The sequence below is a fragment of the Herbaspirillum sp. GCM10030257 genome (assembly GCF_042666555.1).
Taxonomy (GTDB): Bacteria; Pseudomonadota; Gammaproteobacteria; order Burkholderiales; family Burkholderiaceae_D; genus Noviherbaspirillum.
The window spans coordinates 251,386-276,124 of sequence record NZ_JBHTDH010000002.1 but is presented as its reverse complement, the minus strand read 5'-3'; the positions used below and the strand labels follow the sequence as shown (position 1 = coordinate 276,124).

Here is a 24,739-nt window from a genome sequence, read left to right as displayed (position 1 = left end):
ACTCCAACTGGCGCCAGGTTCACATGACACCCGGGCGCAAGGGGACGAAATGGCAGTCTTCAAGTGTCGTATTGATCCACTCGAATTTGCTGACGCGTTCGATGAGTTGCAGGACCTGATGGCGTGCGCCGACCGGTGCAACCAGCCTGCCGCCGATACTCATCTGGTCCAGTAAAGCCTGTGGCACCTCCATCCCTGCGGCGGCCAGGATGATGCCGTCGAAAGGTGCCGCTTGCGGAAGCCCAAGCATACCATCTCCATACTGCAACCGGATATTAGCAATCCTCAACGGCCGCAGGTTGGATTTGGCGAGTTCATGCAAGGGTTTGATGCGCTCAATGGAATAAACTTCCTTTGCCACCAGGGACAGGACGGCAGCCTGATAGCCGCAGCCGGTACCGATTTCCAGCACCTTGCCCAGTACACCGCCATTGCTATTGGCACGCATGACTTCAATCATGCGTGCCACGATGTACGGTTGTGAAATGGTCTGATGATGACCAATGGGCAAGGATGCATCAATGTAAGCCTGGCTCCACAGCCCGGGCTCAACGAACATGTGGCGCGGCACGGCGTCCAGCGCGGCGAGTACCTTGCTATCCTTGACGCCCTGCTTGGCGACACGCGTTACCATGGCGGTGCGCACGGCGTCGGACACGAGTGCGTTTGCCCTGTTCGATGGGATAACCTGCGGCGCAGCCCGTGGCGGTGCCGCAGGCGGCAGCGTGGATGACACCGGTGCGCGCTGCATATTGCGGGCGGCATTCTGGGTTGCCGTTTGCGGCGTCGCGACCTTGGGTGATGCGGGGGTCGTTTGCGCGACCTTGCGGGATTTTTCCACTACGGATGACAGCGGCAAGGGAAAGCGCTTGTCCTTGTCCGTCATGACAATCCTCGCCTGAGCAGTTCCAACTGGGCGCCATGCGTCAGGTCGATCTGCAGCGGCGTCACCGAGACAAATCCGTTGGCGACCGCATGAAAGTCGGTGCCCTCTCCCGCATCTTTTGCCTTGCCAGCAGGCCCGATCCAGAATATTTCGCGGCCGTGCGGATCCTTTGTCTTGATCACAGGCTCGGATTCATGCCGCTTGCCAAGACGCGTTGCCGCAAGTCCCTTGATCTCTTCATAAGGCAGGTTGGGAATGTTCACGTTCAACAGATACGGACCGGCCAGGACACCCGAACGTCTTTCCACAAACTCCCGGGCGATGCGGGCCGCCGAATCCAGATGCGTCCACCCCGGGTTGACCTGTGAAAATGCGATCGCCGGAATGCCGAAAAGGAAGCCTTCGGTGGCAGCAGCGACCGTTCCTGAGTAGAGCGTATCATCGCCCATGTTTTGCCCCTGATTGATGCCTGAGACAATCAGGTCCGGCTTAAAGGCAAGCCCGCCTGTGAGAGCAACGTGTACACAGTCGGAAGGCGTACCATTGACAAAATAGTAGCCATTCTCTGCGCGCTGCACGGAAAGTGGCCGATTCAGCGTCAATGAATTGGAACTGCCTGAGCGGTTGCTGTCGGGTGCGACAACGACAATTTCCGCGATCGGGCTCAGTGCTTCGACCAAGGCCACGATACCTGGCGCCAGATATCCGTCGTCGTTACTAACAAGAATTTTCATACGGGAATTTTACCTGATGGATCGCTGCGCTCCGCATCGTAAACAGCCGCGATGTTGACATTTTGCGGCATAAGCCTAGAATAAAACGACCGTTCTTTTTTGAACCATTGACAACGACTGACAATAAGGAGACACAATGAAAGCGATCCTCTGCAAAACATGGGGACTTCCCGATACTCTGGTTGTAGAGGAACTGCCGGATGTGGTTCCCGGCCCAAGCCAGGTGGCCATCGACGTACAGGCAGCGGGCGTGAATTTTCCCGACGTACTGATCATCCAGAACAAGTACCAATTCAAGCCGGAACTGCCTTTCACCCCGGGAAGCGAACTGGCCGGTGTGATTCGCGCAGTCGGTGACGGCGTCACGAACGTAAAGGTTGGCGACAAGGTACTGGCCTTTGTCAGCCAAGGCGCATTTGCGCAGCAGATCGCTGTCCCCGCGCAACTCGTCATGCCTATGCCACCCGGACTGGATTTTGATACCGCTGCCGCTGTCACACTAACTTATGGCACTTCGCATCACGCCGTCGTGGACCGTGCGCAATTGAAAGCGGGGGAAACCATGCTGGTCCTGGGTGCCGCCGGCGGTGTAGGACTTGCAGCAATCGAAATCGGCAAGGCACTCGGCGCACGCGTCATTGCAGCGGCTTCCACCGATGAGAAACTGGCGGTGTGCAAAGACCACGGCGCGGATGCAACGATCAATTACTCCACACAGGATTTGCGCGAAGCCATCAAGGCGGCGACAGACGGCAAAGGTCCGGACGTGATCTATGATCCGGTCGGCGGCATCTATGCAGAGCCGGCGTTCCGCTCGATCGGATGGCGCGGCCGCTACCTCGTGGTCGGATTTGCCAATGGTGAAATTCCGAAGTTGCCGCTGAACCTGTCCTTGCTCAAAGGCGCATCGATCGTCGGCGTCTTCTGGGGTGAATTTGCGCGCCGCGAGCCGAAGGCTAACCTGGCCGCGATGCGTGAACTGATGACCTGGATGGCGGAAGGAAAAATCCGGCCGCATATCTCTGGCCGTTATGCATTGGCGGAGACTGCACAAGCACTCAACGACATGGCGGCACGCAAGGTGACCGGCAAGGTTGTGATTCAGCCGCAGAGGTAAGGCAGTCCGGTTCGGGGCAGATGGCGTCCTGGACCGGTGTCCCGAACCGATCCGGCTTCTCCGGATACGATTGGAATATCACGATGCAGGGAAATACTTGAGTAGCTTGATCAGCTTGATCAGCTTGATCAGCTTGAGCAACCGTTGAAGCACACCGGCATCTCCATAGGACTTCACCCGCTCCGGCCACCCGTGCCGGAGATTTTCTTTTCAATCCCCTTCTGCGAGGGTCTGATGGACAAAGGCAGACAGAATCAGTCGGTCGTGGATAGACACATCCACAAATTCGAAGCCGTGCTTGAAACCTTCACCGTTTTCCGACGGCCCCACTGAGCGCAAGACCATCTTGAGGTTCAAAAATTCATCCTGCCCAACGGCGCGCACCTTGAATTTGATCTGACCTTCTTCGCCTTTCGACCCGATCATTTGCTTGATCGTCGCAGAAGCACCTCCCATACTGAGGTCCGTGATGATGGCCGCGCAAGACCGCTCAGGAGACCCAAGCGATACGGCCGCGACAATTTCGACTTCTGCTCTGATGCCCTTGCGAACCACGGTGCAGCGTACTTCCTTCGGATAAGCGAGATGCAGGTAAGGATGCGGCGAATGTACGGACTTCACCGCCGCCGTGACAAAGGCATACGCTTTTTTGCCGGAAAAAGCCCTCACGATGAAGGTTTGCCCATCACGGACAAATTCAAATTTACCGTCCGTGACCGGCGCGGTCACGCTCAAGGTCTTGTTCTTGACGAAACCGATCATGCGCACGGTGTATCGCACTGCCGAATTGTCGATCAACTGAAGATAGAGGGTTTCGCCGACATACCAGCGTACATCGTCCATGGCGACAATCACGTCCTTGCCGGCGTTGTTTTCTTCTTTCGGCGGCTCGGCCACGACGGGTTTCTTCGACTGTGCCATTGGCATTGACGAGCGCGGCGCTGGCGGGACCAAATCCCAGGCCGAATCCTTGATGAAGCCGTTATCGATCAGCTCGTCGACCTGCACCTGATTCTCGAGAACGTATCCCGCAGCAAGCAACACATTGCCATGCCAGTCATAGATGGTTTCACGCAACGGCTTGCCGACAACCAGTTCAGCGGAACGCACCGGCATCAGGGAAACGGCGGGATCGGGCAGGGGCACTCCTCAGGCAGGCTAACGGGAGGTATGACGTTGCCAGTGTAGCGAGGTTTGGTGCCGGATTGCGCATGTCTGCAGCCGACTGTATCCGGCTCGCTTCAGGATCCGCACGCCTGTCAATCCTGGAGTGCGGGCTCGACATCCACAGCTTGCTTGTCGAAAAAAGCCTTTGCCACCTCGGGATCACGTGTGCGTGTGAACGGTGGCAGGCTTTGCCAGATGCGGCGACCATATGGCTTGGAGATCAGCCGCGGGTCGCAGATCATCAGCACACCTCGATCGCGTTCATCCCGTATCAGGCGGCCCGCACCCTGCTTCAGGTTGATGATCGCCTCGGGCAGCTGGTGGTGCACGAATCCGTTCAAACCCTTCTTTTCCATGGCGTCGATACGGGCTGCCAGTACAGGATCATCCGGTGGTGAAAATGGCAGTTTGTCGATGATGACGAGCGACAGCGCCTCACCACGCACATCGACGCCCTCCCAGAAACTCTGGCTTCCAATCAGGACGGCATTGCCGGCGGCGCGGAACCGGTCGAGCAATTCAGTACGGCCCGACTCACCCTGTACCATGAGCGGGAAAGGCAGCTTGCGTTTTTCAAACTCTTCGCGCAGACGTTCCGCCGCGCGATTGACCGCACGTATCGTCGTGCACAGCAGGAAGGTCCGTCCACCTGCTGCTTCAATCATCGGCAAAGCGGCGTCGATGACGGCATCGGTGTATTCGTAGGAATTCGGCTGCGGCAAATTGTCCGGCACATACAGCAAGCCCTGGTTGCCATAGTCGAAAGGACTTGGCCAAGACTGCGCAGGCTCGTTCCATAGGCCCATCTGCGACGTGTAATGATTGAAGTCGTTTTTGACCGCCAGGGTTGCGGACGTAAATATCCACGCTCGCGGCGATCCTTCGCGTTGCTTGTTGAAGATGGGAGCGATCGATAACGGGGTTTGGTGCAACTGCAGGGACGATGAAAAAGCTTCGACCCAGAGTACCTTGTCGTGCGGATTATCACCGCCGGCGGCAGCGCTTTGGGCGTTATTCCATGCGGCCAGCTTGTTGCCGATCTCGATGGCGCGCGAGCGGCATTGTTCTATCGTCTCCGCACGCTCGGCCTGCGTCTCGAGCACATCGGTCATGCCCTGCAATTCCTCGCGGAGCTTGTCCAGCGCGGGGAAGAAGGCGCTCGACGGCGCAATCTGGTTAACCGCAAACCTGACGATATCCTGCGGGAAGGCCAACCGCAAATCGCGCGCGGCGCGCTCGACCGTAGCGACAACTTTGGCCCAATCTGCACCGTCGCGCGCATGCGCGAGGCCCTCCGCCAGCACGTCGCGGCAGAGTTCCAGCACCTGCGAAGTCGAGACGGTCTCGCCAAAGAACAGCGTGGCGGTTTCCGGCAACTGGTGGGCTTCGTCAAAGATGATCGTATTTGCCGACGGCAGCAACTCGGCGACGCCATTGTCCTTCAGCGCGACATCGGCAAAGAACAGATGATGATTGACGACCACCACGTCGGCCTGCTGCGCTTCCTTGCGCGCCTTCATGACAAAGCAGTCCTGATAATACTGGCACTCCGCGCCCATGCAAGTGTCGCGCGTCGAAGTGACAAGATTCCAGACCGGTGCGGTTTCGGGCACGCGTGACAGTTCAGCCTTGTCACCGGAACTGGTGGTCTTCATGAAGCGCGATATCTCACGCAGGTAACCAACATCGTCGCGCGACGTCAGCCGGCCGTTTTGCAGCGTGCGCTCGAGATGAAAATGGCAAACGTAATTGGCGCGCCCCTTTAGCAAGGCAACCGACACAGGCGCATTTAACGCCTTGCGCACAGTCGGAATGTCGCGTAGGTAAAGTTGATCCTGCAGATTCTTGGTGCCAGTCGACAAAATGACTTTGCCGCCCCAGAGCAGCGCCGGCACGAGATAGGCGAAAGTCTTTCCAGTCCCTGTTCCGGCCTCTGCGATCAGCGTCTGGCGACCGGCGATAGCACCGGCAATTGCCTTGGCCATTTCCGTCTGCGACTGGCGCGGACGAAAACCGCCGACAGTCTGGCTGAGCGGGCCGGTGGCGTCGAACAGCCGGGCAATATCAGCGTCGTGATTTTCCGAGGGCGGATGGGAAGCAGGCGAAGCGGACTGGGAGATCTGGTCGGTCAAAGCAGGCAATCTGGAGAAATTTCTGAGCGTAATTATGCAGGCACGTCAGGAATTAGTTGCATTTTCAACAATGTTATATGATCCTTCAACTGAAGTTTTCGCTTTTTCAGGCGACGTACCTGAAGTTCGTCGTGCAGCACGTCCCGCGTGAGCAAATCGATCACCGCATCGAGGTCGCGATGCTCAACTTCTAACTCGATTATGCGCCGCTGTATGTCTTCAGTTGGAATCATGGCCGATTGGAGGAATGCGATAACCCGTTATTTTAAGAGGGAAAAGGCACAAAGCCTAGCAGTGAAAAGATGTGCCCTACAATAAATGAAACGACGATGCACTAATGAAACAATTTTTATCGAACAGCCATCTATATGCTTATTTTGTGATAACCGGGTGCTGCTATCAGCATAATCAGCATAGGGAGATGTAACAAAAACCTACAAAACCAAGGACAGCTTTTTGTGCATGCAATAATTTTTCATAAGAAAGTCTAATCTACGTTTACGCATGAGCCAATACAAGATTGAAGCAGGAACTGCGCAACATATCGGTGACCGCAACGAGCAGCAGGACCGTATCGGCCTGTTTACTGCGCCTAAGGCGCCCGGGTACCTGATGGCCGTCGTGGCGGATGGTATGGGTGGGCTCAGTGGCGGCGCTCTCGCCGCAGAACAGGTTCTCCGCACCGCTAAACAGACTTTTGACCTGTTCTCCCCGCAAACGGATGATGTCCCCACCATGCTTGCAACGATTGCAAGGGACGCTCACACGATTATCAAGCTGTCTGCCATTTCCTCCGAAAAGAAACCGCACAGCACCCTGGTAGTCCTTGTCATCACACCGGAGCGTAGTGCGGTATGGGCGCATGTCGGCGATTCGCGACTCTATCGCTTCGACGGTCCGAACTGCGCCGAACGCACTACCGATCACTCCTATGTCGAAAGCCTGGTCAGGGAGGGCAAAATTTCGAAGGCGGAGGCGCGCGATCATCATTTGTCCAATGTACTGCTCAGTGCGCTCGGCTCGCATGACAGTGAACCGGAAGTGACCGTACGCCGCTACGATGGCCTGAAACCCGGCGACTCTTTCCTGCTTTGCACGGATGGCCTCTGGCACTATTTCAGCGATGCCGAACTCGCGGCTGCTGTCGCAGTGAATACACCAAGGCAGGCATCGGAACTGTTGATCAACAAGGCGCGTGAACGCGCAGCGGGACAGTCCGCCGACAACTGCACACTCGCGATCGTGAAACTTGGAGAGCCGCAGAAAGAGGAACGCGGTTATACCGTCAGCAAAATGCGCCGCGCGGTTTGAGCAGGTTGCAGTCTTGGATGCCGTCGCTCCGACTGCATAGGTCTTCGACCCTTTGAATCGCAGCAATAGGCATTGGCAATAGCCACCTTGCCCGAAACACCTGCGCAGAGTCGCCAAGCAATTCGATTGTACTTCCTTCGGTGGATGCCGCTACGCTCGCCTGCTTAGTGCGATTTTCCTGAAGCAGGAGTTGGTGACGTTGCTGGCGTGGCCGGCGTATTCGGGGTAGCGGGCTCTGCCGACGTTGGCGATGACGAGCCTGGCGGCTGAATGGCATCATCTTTCAGCTTCCGCCTCTCTTCAATTTTTTGTTGCTTCTCCGCTTTGCGTCGGGCGAGTTCCTGTTGTCGGGCTTCAGCAGCCTTCACTTTCTTTTCATAGTCGGCAACTTTCTTCGCACGCATGGCCTCTTCCGCACGCTCTTCTTCGGCCGTTCGCCTAACACGTTCGTCATGACGGGCGGCCCGATCGACGCCGGCTTTCTTCGGCGGCTTACGGCCCGCCCTGGCATCGCCGTCGACAGGCGGCACTGCTTCTGTGCCAAAGGGCGCAGGCGATGGCGCATCACGATTGTTGCCTGCGTCCGCATCCTTTTGCCGACGCTTCTCCAGCGCTTCATCGCGTGACGTAACCCGAGCCTTGCGCTTGAAGGTATTGGCTTCAATTTCAACCGGGCGAAGCTTGAGCAAGGCACGGCGCCGGCGTTCCTTCGCCTCGTCAACACAGGAGCTTGCAAAAAATTTGGGCATGCATGCCTGCTTTTCCTGCGTGAAACGCGCTTCTATCTCCGACCGTTCCTTCTCCGCATCGGCCAAGGCTGTGTCTGCGCTCTCGACTGACTGAATCGAGCCGGGCGGAAAGCGACTGATGACACTATTGGTATCGGTAGTCGTTGTTGTCTCGCTTGCCCGGGCTGCTCCCGCTTCGCCCGTGGCCTGCTGGGCCATCGCGACGTGGCCCGCGCACGCAAACAGGCTGGCTGCGAAATAAGTGAAAGTAAATCGAATCGCGTTCATCTTGGATACAGCCCTTGGAAAATCAGGTCACGCAATGGAGCCGGCCACATCGCGGCGATCGCTTTGCATGTATTCCGACGACTGCATTTCAATAATCCGCGAAACAGTACGATGGAATTCATTGGCAAGCATGCCCTCAGTGTATAACTGATCCGGCTCCACTTCCGCCGACATCAGCAACTTGACTTTGTGATCGTACAGGACGTCGATCAGCCAGGTAAAGCGCCGCGCTTCCGACGACATGGAAGCCGACATCTGCGGGACGCTCGACAGGATGACAGTATGAAAGCGGCTGGCAATTTCCAGATAGTCATTCTGGGAACGCGGCCCGCCGCACAAGGTGGCAAAATCAAACCAGACGACGCTCCCGGCGCGCCTGAGCGCCTTGATCTCACGCGCTTCGATATGAATGCGTGGATCATCGTCGATGGTCTCGGCAATCTCGGCAAAAGCCTTCCGCAGCGCTTCGTCCGCTGCTGCACCTAGGGGTGTATGGTAGGCCTCGACCTGCTCCAGCGCACGTTTGCGGTAATCATTACCGGCGTCGACGTTGAGCACATCCAGCCTATCCTTCAGCAATGCAATGGCGGGCAGGATGCGATCACGGTGCAAGCCATCCGGATACAAGGCATCCGGCACGTAGTTGGAAGTCATGATGAAGGAAACACCATGATCGAACAGCGCCTTCAACAAGTTATAGAGAATCATCGCATCGGCGATGTCGGAAACATGAAATTCGTCGAAGCAAATAAGACGATATTTCTTGGCAATGCGGCGCGCGACCTCATCGAGGGGATCGGCGACGCCTTTCAGATCGTCCAACTGATGATGCACGCCGCGCATGAACTCATGGAAATGCAAGCGGGTCTTGCGCACTACGGGCACAACGGAATAAAAGCTATCCATCAGGAAGGACTTGCCGCGCCCTACCCCACCCCACATGTACACGCCACGCGGCACTTCCGGCCGGTTGATCAACCGGCGAAAGGTGCTCGAGCGATGGTTCTTGTACGCGACCCACTCGTCGTAGGTCTGTTGCAGGCGGTTTACCGCACGCAGTTGAGCCTCATCCGATTTGTAACCGCGCTCTGCCAGCGCGTGCTCGTAAAACTCCCTGACATTCATATCGTTCTTCGCTCTTGAACATTTTGCGCGCAACACGCACGCTATGTCGCCTACGTTGTACACATCATGAAAATGGGCGAGTCTTGCTCGCCCACTTCACATGTTTTCCGATTATCAGCCCATATAGGACCTGCAGCCGTTTGCGATCTTCACTGCCTTCGGGTTGCCGGCACTGCGCAGGTAACGTGTAGACATTGCCCGCCAACGTCCGTCCCCTAATCCACGGCTCACCACTATTGCGGGTTCATGTCGACCGTAACGTGGGATGGATAACTTCCGCCGCCGAGGCGGATGGGGAAGCTGAGGCCAACGCCGACACCGACATTTCCACCACCGCCACCTGCACCAAGACCCACGCTGGAGCCCAGGGGATTGGAAGGCTTATAGATGATTTCGGAGGTACGGTAGCCAGTCTTGTTGCAGACCACGCGCAGGTCGCCACTGGGACTGCCTACGCTCACCGTTGCCGGCGTGACGACATTCCAGCTGCCGGCATTGGTGCTCACCATGCAGTTCGCCCCAGGCAGGCTCTGCCCACCGGCGACAGTATCGACCGCGATGCCGCCGCTTCCGCCCGATCCTGTTGAGGCACATGCAGCAAGTGCAATCGGCAACAACAAGATCAGGTGGCGCATGTCACAACTCCTAGAAGTTAAGCGAACGTTTGTCAACCGCGAGAGCGGCTTCCTTGGTTGCCTCGGACAAGGACGGATGCGCATGGCAGATACGGGCAATGTCTTCTGACGATGCACGGAATTCCATCGCCACAACAGCTTCGGAAATCAGCTCGGAAGCCATTGGACCGACGATGTGCACGCCCAGGATTTCATCGCTCTTGGCGTCGGCCAGGAATTTCACCATGCCCGAGGTATCTCCCAGTGCGCGGGCACGACCATTGGCCATGAAGGGGAAAGTGCCAGCCTTATAAGCGACGCCTTCGGCTTTCAACTGCTGCTCGGTCTTGCCAACCCATGCAATTTCCGGAGATGTATATATGACCCAGGGAATTGTATTGAAGTTCACATGACCATGCTGTCCGGCAATACGCTCGGCGACGGCAACACCTTCTTCTTCCGCCTTGTGAGCGAGCATCGGGCCGCGCACCACGTCACCGACCGCCCAGACATTCGGCAGGTTGGTCTTGCAGTCGGTATCGACGGCAACGAAGCCGCGTTCGTCGAGCTGCAGGCCAACGCCTTCGGCATTCAGGCCAATGGTGTTCGGCACACGTCCAATCGACACGATCAGCTTGTCGAACACGACCTTTTGCGCTGCGCCCTTGTCGTCGGTGTACTCGACCGTAACGTCTTTCTTGCTTGGCGTAATCGAACCGATCTTCACGCCCAGGCTGATCGACAAGCCTTGCTTGACGAACAGTTTGTGCGCTTCCTTGGCAATCTGCTCATCGACCGCACCGAGGAAAGCCGGCAGGGCTTCGAGCACGCTGACTTCCGCACCGAGACGGCGCCAGACGCTACCCATTTCAAGACCGATCACGCCGGCACCGATGACGCCAAGCTTCTTCGGCACTGCATCGATGGACAACGCACCGGAGTTGGAGAGAATGAGTTTTTCATCAAAAGGCGCATTCGGCAGTTCGCGCGGGTTGGAGCCGGTGGCGACGATGATGTGCTTGCCGGTAATGCTTTCTTCCGTGGCGCCTGCCACCTTGATTTCATAGCCTTCAGCGCCAGCCTTCACGAAGGAGCCGCGACCGTGGAAGAAGGTAACCTTGTTCTTCTTGAACAGGTAGAGGATGCCGTCGTTGTTCTGCTTGACGACAGTGTCCTTGCGGGCAAGCATGCGCTCAAGGTTAAGGCCCAGACCTTTGACTTCAATACCGTGGTCCGCAAATGCATGACCGGCGTGTTCAAAGTGCTCGGATGATTGCAGCAGTGCCTTGGAAGGAATGCAGCCGACATTAGTGCAGGTGCCGCCGGGCGCGGGGCCGTTCTTGGCATTTTTCCATTCGTCGATACAGGCTGTGCTGAAGCCGAGTTGTGCAGCACGAATTGCGGCGATATAGCCGCCAGGACCGCCGCCAATGACGATCACATCAAAATTTTTTGACATATACCTAACCTATTTTTCCGCAGGATGGACATGCGCGCATGGCGCCGGCAACTCTGCCGCGCCATGCGCGCATCGCACTCGTTCTTACAGGTCCAGCAACAGGCGCGCCGGATCTTCCAGCGCTTCCTTCATCGCAACGAGGCCGAGGACTGCTTCGCGCCCGTCGATGATGCGGTGATCGTAGGACATGGCGAGGAAGTTGATCGGACGGATCACGATCTGGCCATTCTCGACCACCGGACGTTCCTTGGTTGCGTGGACGCCGAGGATTGCGGACTGCGGCGGGTTGATGATCGGTGTCGACAGCATCGAACCGAACACGCCACCATTGGAGATGGAGAAGGTACCCCCGGTGAGTTCGTCGAGAGTCAGCTTGCCGTCCTTGGCCTTGGTACCGAACTCGGCGATCTTCTTTTCGATATCAGCAATGGTCATCTGATCTGCATCACGCAGGATAGGCACGACCAGGCCGCGCGGCGAACCGACGGCGATACCGATGTCGAAATAGCCGTGGTACACAATGTCGTTACCGTCGACCGACGCGTTGATGACCGGGTACTTCTTCAATGCGGCAACTGCAGCTTTGACGAAGAAGGACATGAAGCCCAGCTTGACGCCGTGCTCTTTCTCAAACTTGTCCTTGTACTTGTTACGCAAGTCCATGACCGGCTGCATGTTCACTTCATTGAACGTGGTCAGGATCGCATTGGTAGATTGCGACTGCAGCAAGCGCTCGGCGATACGTGCACGCAGGCGGCTCATCGGCACGCGCTCTTCCGGACGGTTGCCAAGGTTCGGTGTTACCGGCGGTGCAACTTGCTGCAGGGTCGGCTTGGCGGCTGCGGGCGCTGCTGGCGCTGTCGCTGGAGCAGCAGGTTTCTTGTCGAGCGCGTTGATCACATCACCCTTGGTGACACGTCCATCACGGCCAGTACCAGCAACCTGTGCGGTGTTCATGTTGTTATCTGCCAGCATCTTGGCGGCTGCGGGCATGGCAACGCCGGCAGAGGCATTCGATGCGAGTGCGGAAATCGCGGCGGTGACCGGATCACCTGCAGGAGCAGGCGCCGATGCAGCAGCAGCAGCAGGAGCCGGGGCAGCAGCTGGGGCGGCAACTGCGCCAGCCTTGGCTTCAGTGTCCAGGCGCGCGATGATTTCACCGGCCACGACGGTACTGCCGTCAGCTTTCAGGACTTCAACGATCACGCCGCCATCCGGTGCAGGCAATTCAAGCACCACCTTGTCGGTTTCGATATCGATGAGGTTTTCATCGCGGGCGACGGCTTCGCCGACTTTTTTGTGCCAGGCCAGCAGAGTCGCTTCCGCGACGGATTCCGACAGTTGCGGAACTTTGACTTCAATAATTGCCATGTAACTCTCCGTTTCGGTGTGTTCATTCGACGCGCCAGTTTCTAGCGCGTCGACGGGTCTTTATTTTGTGAGGACGAAGCCCTTCAGCTTCGAGAATGCGGTGTCGATCAATGCCTTCTGCTGCGCATAGTGCTTGTCGTAATAACCGACAGCAGGCGATGCGCTGGCCGGGCGACCGGCATAGGCCAGCTTCTGGCCATCTTCCAGGTTCTCGAAGATGTTGTGCTGGATCTGGAACCACGGTCCCTGGTTCTGCGGCTCATCCTGAGTCCAGACCAGCTCGTTGAAGTTCGGGAACTTCTTGAGCTCGGCCGAGAAGGCCTTGTGCGGGAACGGGTAAAGCTGCTCGACACGGACGATGGCGACGTCGGACACGCCACGCTCCTTGCGTGCATTGACAAGGTCGTAATACACCTTGCCCGAACAGGCGATGACGCGCTTAACCTTCTTCGGATCGATTTTCTCATCAACTTCACCGATGACAGTCTGGAACGTGCCTTTTGCCAGATCGGACAACGGCGAGCCGGCATCCTTGTTACGCAGCAGCGATTTCGGCGTAGCGATGACCAGAGGCTTGCGGAACAGGCGAATCATCTGACGACGCAGCAGATGGAAAATCTGTGCGGATGTGGTCGGCTGCACAACCTGCATGTTGTTATCTGCGCACAGCTGCAAATAACGTTCGATACGTGCGGACGAGTGCTCAGGACCCTGCCCTTCGTAACCGTGCGGCAGCATCATGACGAGGCCGGAGGCACGACCCCATTTCACTTCGCCGGAGCTGATGAACTGGTCGATGACAACCTGGGCGCCGTTGGCAAAGTCACCGAACTGCGCTTCCCAGATGGTCAGCGTATTTGGTTCCGCAGTCGAATAACCGTATTCAAAACCGAGAACGGCTTCTTCCGACAACACGGAGTCAATAACGGTAAACGGAGCCTGCGTCTCGGCGACGTTTTGCAGCGGAATGTAAGTCCCCGCATCCCAACGCTCGCGCTTCTGGTCGTGCAAGACTGCATGACGGTGTACGAAGGTACCACGGCCGGCATCCTGACCAGTCAGGCGGACTGCGTAACCCGAAGCAACCAGAGAAGCGTACGCGAGGTGTTCGCCCATGCCCCAGTCGAGGTTGAGTTCGCCGCGACCCATGGATGCGCGATCGGCAAGGACCTTCTCGACGAGTGGGTGCAACTTGAAGTCTTCAGGAACCTTGGTGATACGCTCTGCCAGACGCTTCAGTTCAGCCAGCGGCACCGCGGTATCCGCTGCGTCGGTCCACTTGCGGTTGAGGAACGGCATCCAGTCAACTGCATACTTGCTCTTGAAGTTGGAGATGACCGGGTCAACCGTATGCTTGCCGGCATCCATCGCATCGCGATAAGCCTTGACCATGGCGTCGCCCGCATCGGCGGGAATGGTACCCTGGGTGATCAGCTTGTCGGCGTATACTTTGCGCGTGCCCGGATGCTGGCCAATCTTCTTGTACATCAGCGGCTGAGTCAGTGCCGGTGTGTCCTGCTCGTTGTGGCCGAGTTTGCGGAAGCAGATGATATCGACAACGATGTCCTTCTTGAACTCAAGGCGGTAATCGAGAGCGATCTGGGTCGCAAATACGACTGCTTCGGGATCATCAGCGTTCACGTGCAGCACTGGTGCTTCGATCATCTTCACGACGTCGGAGCAGTACAAGGTCGAACGCGAGTCGCGTGGGTCGGAGGTCGTGAAGCCAATCTGATTGTTGATGACGATATGGACTGTACCGCCTGTACCGTAGCCGCGCGTCTGTGCAAGGTTCAGGGTTTCCATCACAACGCCCTGGCCTGCAAACGCGGCGTCGCCATGCACCAGGATAGGCATGACCTGCGAGCCATCCTTGTCGCCGCGGCGCTCCATACGCGCCTTGACCGAACCTTCGACGACAGGGTTCACGATTTCAAGGTGGGACGGGTTGAAGGCCAGAGACAAGTGGACCGGGCCGCCAGGTGTAGAGATATCGGACGAGAAGCCCTGGTGGTATTTGACGTCGCCTGCTGGCAAGTCGTCGGCATGCTTGCCTTCGAATTCTGCGAACAGGTCTTGTGGCATCTTGCCCAGCGTATTGACGAGAACGTTCAGACGACCACGGTGGGCCATGCCGATCACGATTTCCTGAACGCCCTTTTCGCCCGCACGCTGAATGGTCTCATCCAGTGAGGCAATGAAGCTTTCCCCTCCCTCGAGCGAGAAGCGCTTCTGACCGACGTAACGGGTATGCAGATAACGCTCGAGGCCTTCCGCTGCGGTCAGGCGGTCGAGGATGTGTTTCTTTTTCTCTGCCGAGAAATTCGGGGTCGAACGGACCGATTCAAGACGCTCCTGCAACCAGCGCTTCTGCGTGGGATCGCTGATGTACATGAATTCGGCGCCGATCGAACGGCAATAGGTGTCGCGTAATGCCTGGAGCAAGTCGCGCAGCGAAGCGGTTTCCGGACCAAAGTAGGTATTGCTGATATTGAACACGATGTCCATATCCGCATCGGTAAAACCGTAGGAACTCGGATCCAGCTCCGGAATGGCGGGACGTTCCTGACGCTGCAGGGGATCGAGGTTCGCCCAACGGTTGCCGAGAAAGCGGTAAGCGGCGATCAGTTGCGTCGCGGCGACACGCTTGCGGCCCATTTCGACGTCTTGCGACGCAACCACGGTGCGAATCGGACCCTGCTTGGCGCGTTCGGCAAATGAAGCGATGACGGGGGCGTGTGCCACGTCGGGCTTGGTCGAACCATCGACTGCGGGCACATGCTGCATGGCATCAAAATATGCACGCCAGTTGTCGGGCACGGAGCCGGGATTGTTGAGGTACGCTTCGTACAGTTCTTCAACGTACGGTGCGTTACCTCCAAACAGGTAGGAGTTGGAGAAGTACTGCTGCATCATCTTGCTCACCTTTCTTCGCGTTTCGCGAGATTAGCGGGTTTATATAACCTTCCGCGACACGGCCTGACCGGTTAGCGGATCGCACATCAAGTTGTGGGGAAGGGCTACGTGACGACCTGAGGTGGTACCAGTATTTTTGGAAACGCTAGCATAGCATAGAACTCTTGCCCCCAAATCGACGAAATGCTCTGGCCCAAAAACGTGCTGCATTTTGTTCCCATGAGCCGGCTCTGCGCCCTGCCCTGTCTGGTCTGATTGGCATCCATAGCGCTGCGACAGTGCAGTCCTCTGAATCACTGACCTGCAGAACCGCGTGACCATTGCGCGCTTGCCGTATCCATAAAAAAAGCGAGTCCGAAGACTCGCTTTCTTGTCTATTACCGACTTGCTGCCGGGGCGAAGGCGCCCGACAGGAAAGGCGATTAACCGCGCTGTGCCATGGTGGGCACGTCGCGACGTGGCGCACCGACGTACAACTGACGCGGACGACCGATCTTCTGCTCGGGATCGGAAATCATTTCGTTCCACTGGGCGATCCAGCCGACGGTACGTGCCATCGCGAAGATACCGGTGAACAGCGAAACCGGGATACCGAGCGCAGACTGAACGATGCCGGAGTAGAAGTCGACGTTCGGATAGAGTTTGCGGCTGACGAAGTATTCGTCTTCCAGCGCGACCTTTTCCAGAGCCATCGCCAGCTTGAACAGCGGGTCGTCCTGCAGGCCGAGTTCGTTCAGCACTTCGTGGCAGGTTTCGCGCATCAGTTTGGCGCGGGGATCGTAGTTCTTGTAGACACGGTGACCAAAGCCCATCAGCTTGACGCCGGAATTCTTATCCTTGACCTGCTTGACGAACTCGCCGATCTTGTCGACCGAACCGATCTCGCGCAGCATGGTCAGCGCGGCTTCATTTGCGCCACCGTGAGCCGGGCCCCACAGGCAGGCGATACCGGCAGCGATACAGGCGAACGGGTTCGCACCCGACGAACCGGCCAGACGAACGGTCGATGTCGATGCATTCTGCTCGTGATCCGCGTGCAGGATAAGGATGCGATCCAGCGCGCGCACCAGCACGTCATTGACCTTGTACTCTTCGCATGGGTTCGAGAACATCATGCGCATGAAATTGGCGGAGTACGACAAGTCATTGCGGGGGTATACGAACGGCTGGCCAACCGAGTATTTATAAGCCATCGCAACCAGGGTCGGCAGCTTGGCGATCAGACGGATAGCCGACACTTCGCGGTGATGCGGGTCATTGATGTCGAGCGAGTCATGGTAGAACGAAGACAACGCGCCGACGGTACCAACGAGGACCGACATGGGGTGCGCATCACGGCGGAAACCGCGGAAGAAGAATTGCATCTGCTCGTGAACCATCGTGTGATTGGTCACGGTGGTAACGAATTTGTCTTTTTCAGCTGCGTTCGGCAACTCACCATTCATCAGCAGGTAGCAGGTTTCGAGAAAGTCGCAATTGACTGCGAGCTGCTCGATCGGATAGCCACGATACAGCAGCTCACCCTTGTCACCATCGATGTAGGTGATCGACGAATTACACGCCGCAGTGGACATGAATCCCGGGTCGTACGTGAACTTGCCGGTAGAGCCATACAGCTTGCGGATGTCAACGACGTCCGGACCGATCGTGCCTTTATAGATCGGCAGGTCCAGCGACGAGGAGCCGTCCGAGAACGACAGGGTTGCTTTGGTATCAGAGTTTGTCATGTCTCTTCCTTCTAGTGAGGAGGGGTGAGTCGATTGTAAAAAAACCGGATAACTGCACCTGTTTTCAGCCTGTGGCCGGCTGTTCTCAGGCAGCGCGCAGTCTCGCCAGTAACGCATGGACATGCGGAAGATCCACTTCGCCCACGGGTTCCTTGCGCGCTAAAAGCAAGTCCATCAATTCGTTGTCCGACAACTCCAGCAGGCGCGAAAACGCATCGACCTCTTCATCAGTCAAGTTCTCCTCGTGCGCGTCAAGAAAGCGCGTCACGATCAGATCGTTTTCGAGCAATCCACGACGTGCGCGCCAGCGCAGGCGGGCACGTTTGATGGGATCGGCTTGATGGTTGCTGGACATAATTTCTCGTTCACTCTATTTCATGAGCTCACTGCGACACGCAAGATGGGCTGCAGTGCGCTCATGAAATAAGGCGGAAGCTGAAACGCTTCCGCCCTGTTCTTGCATTGGCTTACACCGCTCGGCGAACCATCAGTTCCTTGATCTTGCCAATGGCGCGTGTCGGGTTCAGACCCTTCGGACACACATCGACGCAGTTCATGATCGTGTGGCAGCGGAACAGGCGATACGGGTCTTCGAGGTTGTCGAGACGCGCATTGGTTGCCTCATCTCGGCTATCCGCGATGAAGCGGTAAGCCTGCAACAGACCCGCAGGACCAACGAACTTGTCCGGGTTCCACCAGAACGACGGGCAGGAAGTCGAGCAGCATGCACACAGGATGCACTCGTACAGGCCATCAAGTTCTTCACGCTCCGCCGGCGTCTGCAGACGCTCCTTCTCAGGGGGAATCGTGTCGTTGATCAGGTAAGGCTTGATCGAGTTGTACTGCTTGAAGAACTGCGTCATGTCGACGATCAGGTCGCGAATGACCGGCAGGCCGGGCAGCGGACGCAGCACGATTGGTTCTGTCAGTTCATTCAGGTTGGTCGTGCATGCCAGGCCATTCTTGCCGTTGATGTTCATCGCGTCCGAACCGCAGACGCCTTCACGGCAGGAGCGGCGCAATGCCAAAGAATCATCCACGTCAGCCTTGATGCGCTGCAATGCATCAAGCAGCATCTTGTCAGTGTCTTGCAGGGTGACTGTCAGGTCCTGCATGTAAGGCTTTGCATCCTTATCGGGATCGTAGCGATAGATTTGAAATTTCAGGGTACGTGCCATGTTCTTACCTTAGAAAGTACGTGCTTTTGGCTTGAAGGTTTCAACGGTCAGCGGCTTGTAATCAAGACGGTTGCCTTCCGAGAAGAACAGGGTGTGCTTCATCCAGTTCTCGTCGTCACGCTTCTCGTAATCGCGATGCGCATGGGCACCGCGTGATTCCTTGCGGGCTGCTGCCGAAGTGATGGTAGCCTTCGCCGTTTCAATGAGGTTATCCAGTTCAAGCGCTTCCACGCGGGCGGTGTTGAAGACCTTGGACTTGTCCTTGAACGACACATGCTTGCGACGTTCGTCGAGTTCCATGATTTTCTTGAAACCGGTCTGCAGCAGTTCGTCGGTACGGAACACGCCACAGTATTGCTGCATGGTGGAGCGGATCGCGTTGGCGACGTCCTGCACGCGCTCGGAACCAGTGCTGGTTTCCAGGCGGGCCAGGCGCGACAGCGCGATGTCAGCGGCATCCGCAGGCAGCGGCTTGTGGCTCTTGGCCTTGAGGTTGCTGGCGACGATGTGGTTACCGGCAGCACGGCCGAAGACCACCAGGTCGAGCAGCGAGTTGGTGCCAAGGCGGTTTGCGCCGTGCACGGACACACAGGCGCATTCGCCGATTGCGTACATGCCGTTGACCACGTCGTTCGGGATACCGTTCTTGGGAACGACCACCTGACCATGAATATTGGTCGGAATACCACCCATCTGATAGTGGATGGTCGGCACGACAGGAATTGGTTCCTTGGTCGCGTCAACGTTGGCGAACTTATGGCCGATTTCCAGAATCGAGGGCAGACGCTTCTTGATGGTGTCGGCGCCAATGTGACGCAGGTCCAGCAAGACGTGATCCTTGTTTGGACCACAACCGCGGCCTTCCTTGATTTCCTGGTCCATCGAACGGGACACGAAGTCGCGTGGCGCCAGATCCTTCAGCGTCGGCGCATAGCGCTCCATGAAACGTTCGCCGTTGGAGTTGATCAGGATGCCGCCTTCGCCGCGCACACCTTCAGTAATCAGCACGCCTGCGCCGGACACGCCGGTCGGGTGGAATTGCCAGAATTCCATGTCCTGCAGTGGCAGACCGGCACGTGCAGCCATGCCCATGCCGTCACCGGTATTGATGAACGCGTTGGTCGAAGCGGCAAAGATACGTCCCGCTCCACCAGTCGCGAACATTGTGGTCTTGGCTTCGAGAATCATCACATCGCCGGTTTCCATCTCGAGGGCGACGACGCCGAGCACGTCACCATCCTGATCACGGACCAGGTCGATTGCCATCCACTCAACAAAAAAGTGGGTCTTGGCGCGCACGTTACGCTGATACAGCGTGTGCAGCAGCGCATGGCCGGTACGGTCGGCTGCAGCGCATGCACGCTGCACCGGCTTTTCACCGAAGTTGGCGGTGTGCCCGCCGAACGGACGCTGGTAAATTGTGCCGTCGGGATTACGGTCGAAAGGCATGCCGAAGTGTTCGAGTTCGTACACGACCTTCGGTGCTTCGCGGCACATGAATTCAATGGCGTCCTGATCGCCGAGATAGTCGGAACCCTTGACGGTGTCGAACATGTGCCAGTACCAGTTGTCTTCGGACATATTACCGAGCGACGCGCCGATACCGCCCTGTGCTGCAACTGTGTGCGAACGGGTGGGAAATACTTTGGATAATACTGCGACGTTCAGACCGGCTTCGGCCAGTTGCAGCGAAGCGCGCATGCCGGAACCGCCGGCACCGACGATCACTGCATCAAAACGACGGGTAGGAATGGATTGTTTGATTGCTGCCACGATTACACGCTCCAAATAATCTGCGCGGCCCAGCCAGCGCAACCGACCAGCCACAGGAGTGTGGCAACCTGCAATAAGAGACGCGCCGCTACCGACTTCGTCACATAGTCCATCCAGATATTACGCATGCCGACCCAGGCGTGGTATAGCAGCGAAAGGAAGGTCACGAATGTTGCCAGCTTGAACCACTGGTGAGCGAACAGGCCTGCCCAGCCTTCGTAACTGAAATTATTTGCGGTGAGGAATGCGACCAGCAGGATGACGGTATAGATGGCCATCACGATCGCGGTGACACGCTGACCCATCCAGTCTCTGAGGCCGTAGTGCGCACCGACGACCAGCCGCTTCGGTCCAATATTGTTATTTTCCATTTAAAACGCTCCGAACAATTTCAATGCAACCAGTGCTGTCGGTACCAGGCTGACGACAAAAACCGCGATCGATGTCTTGCGCCCGCTTTCCTTGTCCACGCCCATATGGAAGTCCATCAGCAGGTGGCGGAAGCCAGCAAAGAAATGGTGCAGATAAGCCCAGACCAGGCCGAGGATGACCAATTTGACAAACCAGCCAGACGTGAAGCCCTTGAGGTACTCGAACGAAATCTCGGAAGTGAGGCTTTGATCGAGAAGGTAGAGTGTAAAGGGAAGTAACACCACCATCAGAGCGCCGCTGATGCGGTGGAGAATGGAAAGATACGCCGCCAGTGGCAGCTTGTAGTGTGCGATGTCTGCGAATCGCATCACGCCAAATTTTTGCCGATTTTTCTTTACGGCTTCCGACATGAGAGGACCTCCCTGAGCTTAATAATCCCGTAATTTTCGCCGATTTTTGTGCGGCACACCAATAGGTATCTTCACCTAAGACAATTTTCCGTTCGGCAAGCGACCGAATCTAACAACATCACGAGCCAATTCCACGAGCTTCTACTCACTCTTAACTCAGGTCGTTCTGATAATGGTGACTATCGGTCCGGTATAGTCCGCGCCGAACCTCTACCGGCTTATCCCCATAGGTATATGAGACCCGCTCAACGCTTAACAATGGCGTATTGTGCGCGACATTAAGCAATTCTGCAGTGGACTCATCCGCCGCAACCGCACGGATGCGCTCGGAAGCGCGAATCATGCGTGTGCCAAACTCGGTTTCGAACAAGCCATACATAGGGCCTTTGTACTCAACGAGGCGTTCTGCCGTCAGCCCCTTGAAGATCGCACCGGGCAACCACAACTCTTCGACAATGGTGGGCGCGCCGTCGAACGACTGCACGCGCTTGATGAAAACTACGGAATCACCCGATTTGATATCCAGTTGGCGCGCCACTTCCGCGGGCGCGCGCAGTCTCTTGACTTCAAGGATATTGTTATCGGCGGAGTGCGGCTCGCCGGTATCCGGCATCAACCGCAAAAATCGGAATTGCGCACGCGCTTCATGATGCGTGGCAACGAAGGTACCTTTGCCTTGACGGCGCACAACCAGGTTCTCGGCGGACAGTTCGTCGATCGCCTTGCGCACCGTACCCTGGCTGACCTTGAAGCGATTGGCCAGTTCGACCTCGCTGGGGATGAGTTCACCCGGCTTCCACTCACCTGACTGCAGGCTCTGCAGGATGAGCGACTTGATCTGCTGGTAAAGAGGGCTGAAGGTCGGAGATGTTCCGGGAGCAGCGACTCCCGCACCTGTCGCAGGCGCGCCGGGATTTATCGTATTGGACGTGGCGGAACTCATAGCAGGATTTCACCATAAAACCTGCCTTGCAGTCCAGCAAAACATGCTAAGACATATGTCTTATATAAGATATATGATACTCATTGACAGAGCGCAAACAGAAGCCTACACTCGCGGGCAATATTTGCAGGACGCAAGCCGCACAGGAAGCCTGGTTGCAGCCTACGCGAATCCGGTGGAGAACCGACGGTCGGCTGTGATCGATAGCGTTGAAATGCTTTCTTTCGACGGTATTGTATTATTACAGGCTTGCAGAAATTTTACGCAAAATTTTCGCCCGTTTTCATTCCCACTTTGGAGATTCATCATGGCTAAAGCCCCAATGCGCGTTGCCGTTACCGGCGCCGCCGGTCAAATCGGCTACTCCCTGCTTTTCCGCATCGCCAACGGCGACATGCTGGGCAAAGACCAGCCAGTTATCCTGCAACTGCTCGAAATCCCGGATGAAAAGGCCCAGAAGGCGCTCAAGGGCGTGATGATGGAAATCGACGACTGCGCATTCCCGCTGCTGGCCGGCATGACCGCACACAGCGATCCGATGACCGCATTCAAGGACATCGATGTCGCCCTGCTGGTCGGCGCACGTCCCCGCGGCCCGGGCATGGAGCGCAAGGATCTGCTCGAAGCCAATGCACAAATCTTCACCGTTCAGGGCAAGGCACTCGACGCTGTTGCATCGCGCAACGTTAAAGTGCTGGTCGTTGGCAACCCGGCCAACACCAATGCCTACATCGCCATGAAGTCGGCACCGAACCTGCCATCCAAGAACTTCACCGCGATGCTGCGCCTGGACCACAACCGCGCACTCTCCCAACTGGCCGCCAAAGTTGGCAAGCCGATCACATCGATCGAAAAGCTGTGCGTATGGGGCAACCACTCCCCAACCATGTACGCTGACTTCACCCACGCAACCGTCGACGGCCAACCGGCGAAGGCACTGGTGAATGACGAAGCCTGGACCAAGGACGTCTACCTGCCGACAGTCGGCAAGCGCGGTGCAGCCATCATCGAAGCACGCGGCCTGTCTTCGGCAGCTTCGGCAGCAAATGCAGCCATCGACCACGTACGTGACTGGGTGCTGGGCACCAACGGCAAATGGACTACCATGGGTATTCCGTCGGACGGCTCCTACGGCATTCCGGAAGGTACCATGTTCGGTTATCCTGTCACTACCGAAAACGGCGAGTACAAGATCGTCCAGGGTCTGGAAATCGACGCGTTCTCCCAAGAGCGCATCAACCTGACACTGAAGGAACTGCTCGAAGAGCGCGAAGGCGTCAAGCACCTGGTCGGCTAAGCAACTGAGCGAACTGAGCGCTTAAGCGCTCTCGCAACGGGACAAGTGATGCGCGCAGGCGCGTCCGACAGCGTCACTTGTCCTTCTGCATTTTTGCCAGTTTGCCTATTTGCCCTTCGTTCATCGCTTTACAACCGACGTCAGCCACGCTGCACATGCACCCTTCCGAGGTCTTATTCCAGGGCACACATCTGCCGGTTTCCATCCCGGTCTGCGATCACTATGCCGGCTCCGAAAAGCTGATGCTCAAGTCGATTGCCCTGCAACAAGAACTTGGTCCTGTTTTTGATATCACCTTCGACTGCGAAGACGGCGCCAGCGCCGGCAATGAAGAAGCGCACGCGCGCCTCGTCGCCTCGCTGATCGCCAGCGACGCCAATCGCTTCAACCGCATCGGCGCCCGCGTCCATGACACGACGCATCCCTGCTTTGAACAAGACGTCGAGATCATTTGCCAAGGCGCGGCACCGCGCCTGGCGTATCTGGTCCTGCCCAAGGTCAACAGCGCCGCTGAAGTCAGGCGCGCCATCACCCTGATCAAGCGCCATGCCAAAAAGGCGGGGCGCGACAAGCTGCCGGTCCATGTTCTGATCGAGACACATGGCGCACTTGCCGAGGCGCACGCCATCGCCGTTCTACCCGAAGTCGAATGCCTGTCCTTCGGCATCATGGACTTTGTTTCCTCGCATTACGGCGCGATCCCCGGCAACGCGATGCGCTCGCCCGGCCAGTTTACGCATCCGCTGGTGGTGCGCGCCAAGCTGGAAATGGCGGCCGCCTGCCATGCGCACGGCAAAGTGCCGTCCCACAACGTGACCACAGAGATCAAGGACACGGCGATCGTCGCCAATGATGCAACCCGCGCCGCCGGAGAATTCGGCTATATGCGCATGTGGAGCATCCATCCGGACCAGATTAAGCCCATACTGAAAGCCTTGTCGCCGCGCAGCTCCGAAGTCAGCGAAGCAGTCCATATCCTGACCGACGCGCAGGCAGCGCAATGGGGACCTATACAATACAACGGCAAGCTGCACGACCGCGCAAGCTATCGTTACTACTGGACGATATTGCAACGTGCGAAAGCGGGAGGCATGCCGATGCCCGAAGCAGCGGGAAATCTGTTATAGCAAAAAGCACATGCGACGCTTTACAACCACTCGATCAACCTTGGCGCGCTCTAAAGGAAACACC

22 protein-coding genes are annotated in these 24,739 nt (G+C 57.1%); 4 read left to right on the top strand and 18 right to left on the bottom strand.

Annotated elements, in window-relative coordinates; all coding sequences use genetic code 11:
• Window positions 1-19: 19 nt before the first annotated feature.
• The gene (locus ACFQUU_RS03790) at window positions 20-886 is read right to left on the bottom strand and encodes a protein-L-isoaspartate(D-aspartate) O-methyltransferase (protein ID WP_382242875.1); all 867 of its coding nucleotides are present in this window, start codon (window positions 884-886) and stop codon (window positions 20-22) included.
• Window positions 883-1,620 carry a 5'/3'-nucleotidase SurE gene (surE, locus tag ACFQUU_RS03785; protein ID WP_382242872.1) on the bottom strand — a complete coding sequence of 246 codons (738 nt, stop codon included), beginning with the start codon at window positions 1,618-1,620 and terminating at the stop codon, window positions 883-885. Before surE ends, ACFQUU_RS03790 begins: the two co-directional genes overlap by 4 nt.
• A gap of 136 nt (window positions 1,621-1,756) precedes the next feature.
• Here surE and ACFQUU_RS03780 point away from each other — a divergent pair, with 136 nt between their 5' ends.
• The gene (locus ACFQUU_RS03780) at window positions 1,757-2,737 is read left to right on the top strand and encodes an NADPH:quinone oxidoreductase family protein (protein WP_382242869.1); all 981 of its coding nucleotides are present in this window, start codon (window positions 1,757-1,759) and stop codon (window positions 2,735-2,737) included.
• A gap of 210 nt (window positions 2,738-2,947) precedes the next feature.
• Here ACFQUU_RS03780 and ACFQUU_RS03775 read toward each other — a convergent pair whose 3' ends face one another.
• The 3 genes from ACFQUU_RS03775 to ACFQUU_RS03765 all read right to left on the bottom strand — a co-directional run bounded on the left by ACFQUU_RS03775 (window position 2,948) and on the right by ACFQUU_RS03765 (window position 6,269).
• On the bottom strand, window positions 2,948-3,883 hold the full coding sequence (locus ACFQUU_RS03775; protein ID WP_382242866.1) for a flagellar brake protein: 936 nt from the start codon (window positions 3,881-3,883) through the stop codon (window positions 2,948-2,950).
• Window positions 3,884-3,996: 113 nt separating this feature from the next.
• Window positions 3,997-6,024 carry an ATP-dependent DNA helicase gene (locus ACFQUU_RS03770; protein ID WP_382243369.1) on the bottom strand — a complete coding sequence of 676 codons (2,028 nt, stop codon included), beginning with the start codon at window positions 6,022-6,024 and terminating at the stop codon, window positions 3,997-3,999.
• A gap of 44 nt (window positions 6,025-6,068) precedes the next feature.
• On the bottom strand, window positions 6,069-6,269 hold the full coding sequence (locus ACFQUU_RS03765) for a YdcH family protein (RefSeq protein ID WP_082584159.1): 201 nt from the start codon (window positions 6,267-6,269) through the stop codon (window positions 6,069-6,071).
• 271 nt (window positions 6,270-6,540) lie between these two features.
• On the opposite strand from ACFQUU_RS03765, the gene ACFQUU_RS03760 reads away from it, so the two are divergent.
• Complete coding sequence (locus ACFQUU_RS03760; RefSeq protein ID WP_382242861.1) at window positions 6,541-7,347, top strand: PP2C family protein-serine/threonine phosphatase; 807 nt, start codon at window positions 6,541-6,543, stop codon at window positions 7,345-7,347.
• 164 nt (window positions 7,348-7,511) lie between these two features.
• Here the strand turns inward: ACFQUU_RS03760 and ACFQUU_RS03755 are convergent, their stop codons facing one another.
• From ACFQUU_RS03755 to ACFQUU_RS03695, 13 genes are all read right to left on the bottom strand, one after another.
• On the bottom strand, window positions 7,512-8,363 hold the full coding sequence (locus ACFQUU_RS03755; protein WP_382242858.1) for a hypothetical protein: 852 nt from the start codon (window positions 8,361-8,363) through the stop codon (window positions 7,512-7,514).
• Window positions 8,364-8,390: 27 nt separating this feature from the next.
• Entirely contained in the window at window positions 8,391-9,488 is a 1,098-nt protein-coding gene (gene zapE, locus ACFQUU_RS03750; protein ID WP_382242855.1) for a cell division protein ZapE, read from the bottom strand.
• A gap of 233 nt (window positions 9,489-9,721) precedes the next feature.
• Entirely contained in the window at window positions 9,722-10,123 is a 402-nt protein-coding gene (locus ACFQUU_RS03745; protein WP_382242852.1) for a hypothetical protein, read from the bottom strand.
• A gap of 10 nt (window positions 10,124-10,133) precedes the next feature.
• A complete protein-coding gene (gene lpdA / locus ACFQUU_RS03740; protein ID WP_382242849.1) occupies window positions 10,134-11,561 on the bottom strand; it encodes a dihydrolipoyl dehydrogenase in 1,428 nt (475 codons plus the stop codon).
• An 84-nt stretch (window positions 11,562-11,645) separates the two neighbouring features.
• Window positions 11,646-12,932, bottom strand: coding sequence for a 2-oxoglutarate dehydrogenase complex dihydrolipoyllysine-residue succinyltransferase (gene odhB / locus ACFQUU_RS03735; protein WP_382242846.1), 1,287 nt, complete (start codon window positions 12,930-12,932; stop codon window positions 11,646-11,648).
• Window positions 12,933-12,992: 60 nt separating this feature from the next.
• Window positions 12,993-15,848 (bottom strand): 2-oxoglutarate dehydrogenase E1 component, encoded by a 2,856-nt coding sequence (locus ACFQUU_RS03730; RefSeq protein WP_382242843.1) that lies wholly within the window; start codon window positions 15,846-15,848, stop codon window positions 12,993-12,995.
• Window positions 15,849-16,270: 422 nt separating this feature from the next.
• Window positions 16,271-17,575, bottom strand: coding sequence for a citrate synthase (gene gltA / locus ACFQUU_RS03725; RefSeq protein WP_382242840.1), 1,305 nt, complete (start codon window positions 17,573-17,575; stop codon window positions 16,271-16,273).
• A gap of 85 nt (window positions 17,576-17,660) precedes the next feature.
• Window positions 17,661-17,930, bottom strand: coding sequence for a succinate dehydrogenase assembly factor 2 (locus ACFQUU_RS03720; protein WP_382242837.1), 270 nt, complete (start codon window positions 17,928-17,930; stop codon window positions 17,661-17,663).
• Window positions 17,931-18,042: 112 nt separating this feature from the next.
• Window positions 18,043-18,753 carry a succinate dehydrogenase iron-sulfur subunit gene (locus ACFQUU_RS03715; RefSeq protein ID WP_382242834.1) on the bottom strand — a complete coding sequence of 237 codons (711 nt, stop codon included), beginning with the start codon at window positions 18,751-18,753 and terminating at the stop codon, window positions 18,043-18,045.
• Between the two features lie 9 nt (window positions 18,754-18,762).
• Window positions 18,763-20,526, bottom strand: a complete 1,764-nt coding sequence (gene sdhA / locus ACFQUU_RS03710; protein ID WP_382242831.1) for a succinate dehydrogenase flavoprotein subunit — start codon at window positions 20,524-20,526, stop codon at window positions 18,763-18,765.
• Window positions 20,527-20,528: 2 nt separating this feature from the next.
• Window positions 20,529-20,897, bottom strand: a complete 369-nt coding sequence (sdhD, locus tag ACFQUU_RS03705; RefSeq protein ID WP_382242828.1) for a succinate dehydrogenase, hydrophobic membrane anchor protein — start codon at window positions 20,895-20,897, stop codon at window positions 20,529-20,531.
• Window positions 20,898-21,308: a succinate dehydrogenase, cytochrome b556 subunit gene (sdhC, locus tag ACFQUU_RS03700; RefSeq protein WP_382242825.1), complete on the bottom strand. Its 411-nt coding sequence runs from the start codon at window positions 21,306-21,308 to the stop codon at window positions 20,898-20,900.
• Between the two features lie 151 nt (window positions 21,309-21,459).
• On the bottom strand, window positions 21,460-22,251 hold the full coding sequence (locus ACFQUU_RS03695) for a GntR family transcriptional regulator (RefSeq protein WP_382242822.1): 792 nt from the start codon (window positions 22,249-22,251) through the stop codon (window positions 21,460-21,462).
• Between the two features lie 307 nt (window positions 22,252-22,558).
• Here ACFQUU_RS03695 and ACFQUU_RS03690 point away from each other — a divergent pair, with 307 nt between their 5' ends.
• Both ACFQUU_RS03690 and ACFQUU_RS03685 read left to right on the top strand, forming a co-directional pair.
• The gene (locus ACFQUU_RS03690; protein WP_382242820.1) at window positions 22,559-23,548 is read left to right on the top strand and encodes a malate dehydrogenase; all 990 of its coding nucleotides are present in this window, start codon (window positions 22,559-22,561) and stop codon (window positions 23,546-23,548) included.
• Between the two features lie 155 nt (window positions 23,549-23,703).
• On the top strand, window positions 23,704-24,675 hold the full coding sequence (locus ACFQUU_RS03685; protein WP_382242817.1) for an HpcH/HpaI aldolase/citrate lyase family protein: 972 nt from the start codon (window positions 23,704-23,706) through the stop codon (window positions 24,673-24,675).
• The last annotated feature ends 64 nt before the right edge of the window (window positions 24,676-24,739 follow it).

Excerpts from the sequence above, each read along its gene's own strand:
- ACFQUU_RS03745 (WP_382242852.1), bottom strand. The coding sequence starts at position 10,123 with ATGCGCCACCTGATCTTGTTGTTGCCGATTGCACTTGCTGCATGTGCC.
- ACFQUU_RS03720 (WP_382242837.1), bottom strand. The coding sequence starts at position 17,930 with ATGTCCAGCAACCATCAAGCCGATCCCATCAAACGTGCCCGCCTGCGC.
- zapE (WP_382242855.1), bottom strand. The coding sequence starts at position 9,488 with ATGAATGTCAGGGAGTTTTACGAGCACGCGCTGGCAGAGCGCGGTTAC.
- ACFQUU_RS03760 (WP_382242861.1), top strand. The coding sequence starts at position 6,541 with ATGAGCCAATACAAGATTGAAGCAGGAACTGCGCAACATATCGGTGAC.
- ACFQUU_RS03695 (WP_382242822.1), bottom strand. The coding sequence starts at position 22,251 with ATGAGTTCCGCCACGTCCAATACGATAAATCCCGGCGCGCCTGCGACA.
- lpdA (WP_382242849.1), bottom strand. The coding sequence starts at position 11,561 with ATGTCAAAAAATTTTGATGTGATCGTCATTGGCGGCGGTCCTGGCGGC.
- odhB (WP_382242846.1), bottom strand. The coding sequence starts at position 12,932 with ATGGCAATTATTGAAGTCAAAGTTCCGCAACTGTCGGAATCCGTCGCG.
- ACFQUU_RS03690 (WP_382242820.1), top strand. The coding sequence starts at position 22,559 with ATGGCTAAAGCCCCAATGCGCGTTGCCGTTACCGGCGCCGCCGGTCAA.
- ACFQUU_RS03715 (WP_382242834.1), bottom strand. The coding sequence starts at position 18,753 with ATGGCACGTACCCTGAAATTTCAAATCTATCGCTACGATCCCGATAAG.
- ACFQUU_RS03780 (WP_382242869.1), top strand. The coding sequence starts at position 1,757 with ATGAAAGCGATCCTCTGCAAAACATGGGGACTTCCCGATACTCTGGTT.
- surE (WP_382242872.1), bottom strand. The coding sequence starts at position 1,620 with ATGAAAATTCTTGTTAGTAACGACGACGGATATCTGGCGCCAGGTATC.
- gltA (WP_382242840.1), bottom strand. The coding sequence starts at position 17,575 with ATGACAAACTCTGATACCAAAGCAACCCTGTCGTTCTCGGACGGCTCC.
- ACFQUU_RS03755 (WP_382242858.1), bottom strand. The coding sequence starts at position 8,363 with ATGAACGCGATTCGATTTACTTTCACTTATTTCGCAGCCAGCCTGTTT.
- ACFQUU_RS03790 (WP_382242875.1), bottom strand. The coding sequence starts at position 886 with ATGACGGACAAGGACAAGCGCTTTCCCTTGCCGCTGTCATCCGTAGTG.
- ACFQUU_RS03730 (WP_382242843.1), bottom strand. The coding sequence starts at position 15,848 with ATGATGCAGCAGTACTTCTCCAACTCCTACCTGTTTGGAGGTAACGCA.
- ACFQUU_RS03765 (WP_082584159.1), bottom strand. The coding sequence starts at position 6,269 with ATGATTCCAACTGAAGACATACAGCGGCGCATAATCGAGTTAGAAGTT.
- ACFQUU_RS03685 (WP_382242817.1), top strand. The coding sequence starts at position 23,704 with ATGCACCCTTCCGAGGTCTTATTCCAGGGCACACATCTGCCGGTTTCC.
- sdhD (WP_382242828.1), bottom strand. The coding sequence starts at position 20,897 with ATGGAAAATAACAATATTGGACCGAAGCGGCTGGTCGTCGGTGCGCAC.
- sdhC (WP_382242825.1), bottom strand. The coding sequence starts at position 21,308 with ATGTCGGAAGCCGTAAAGAAAAATCGGCAAAAATTTGGCGTGATGCGA.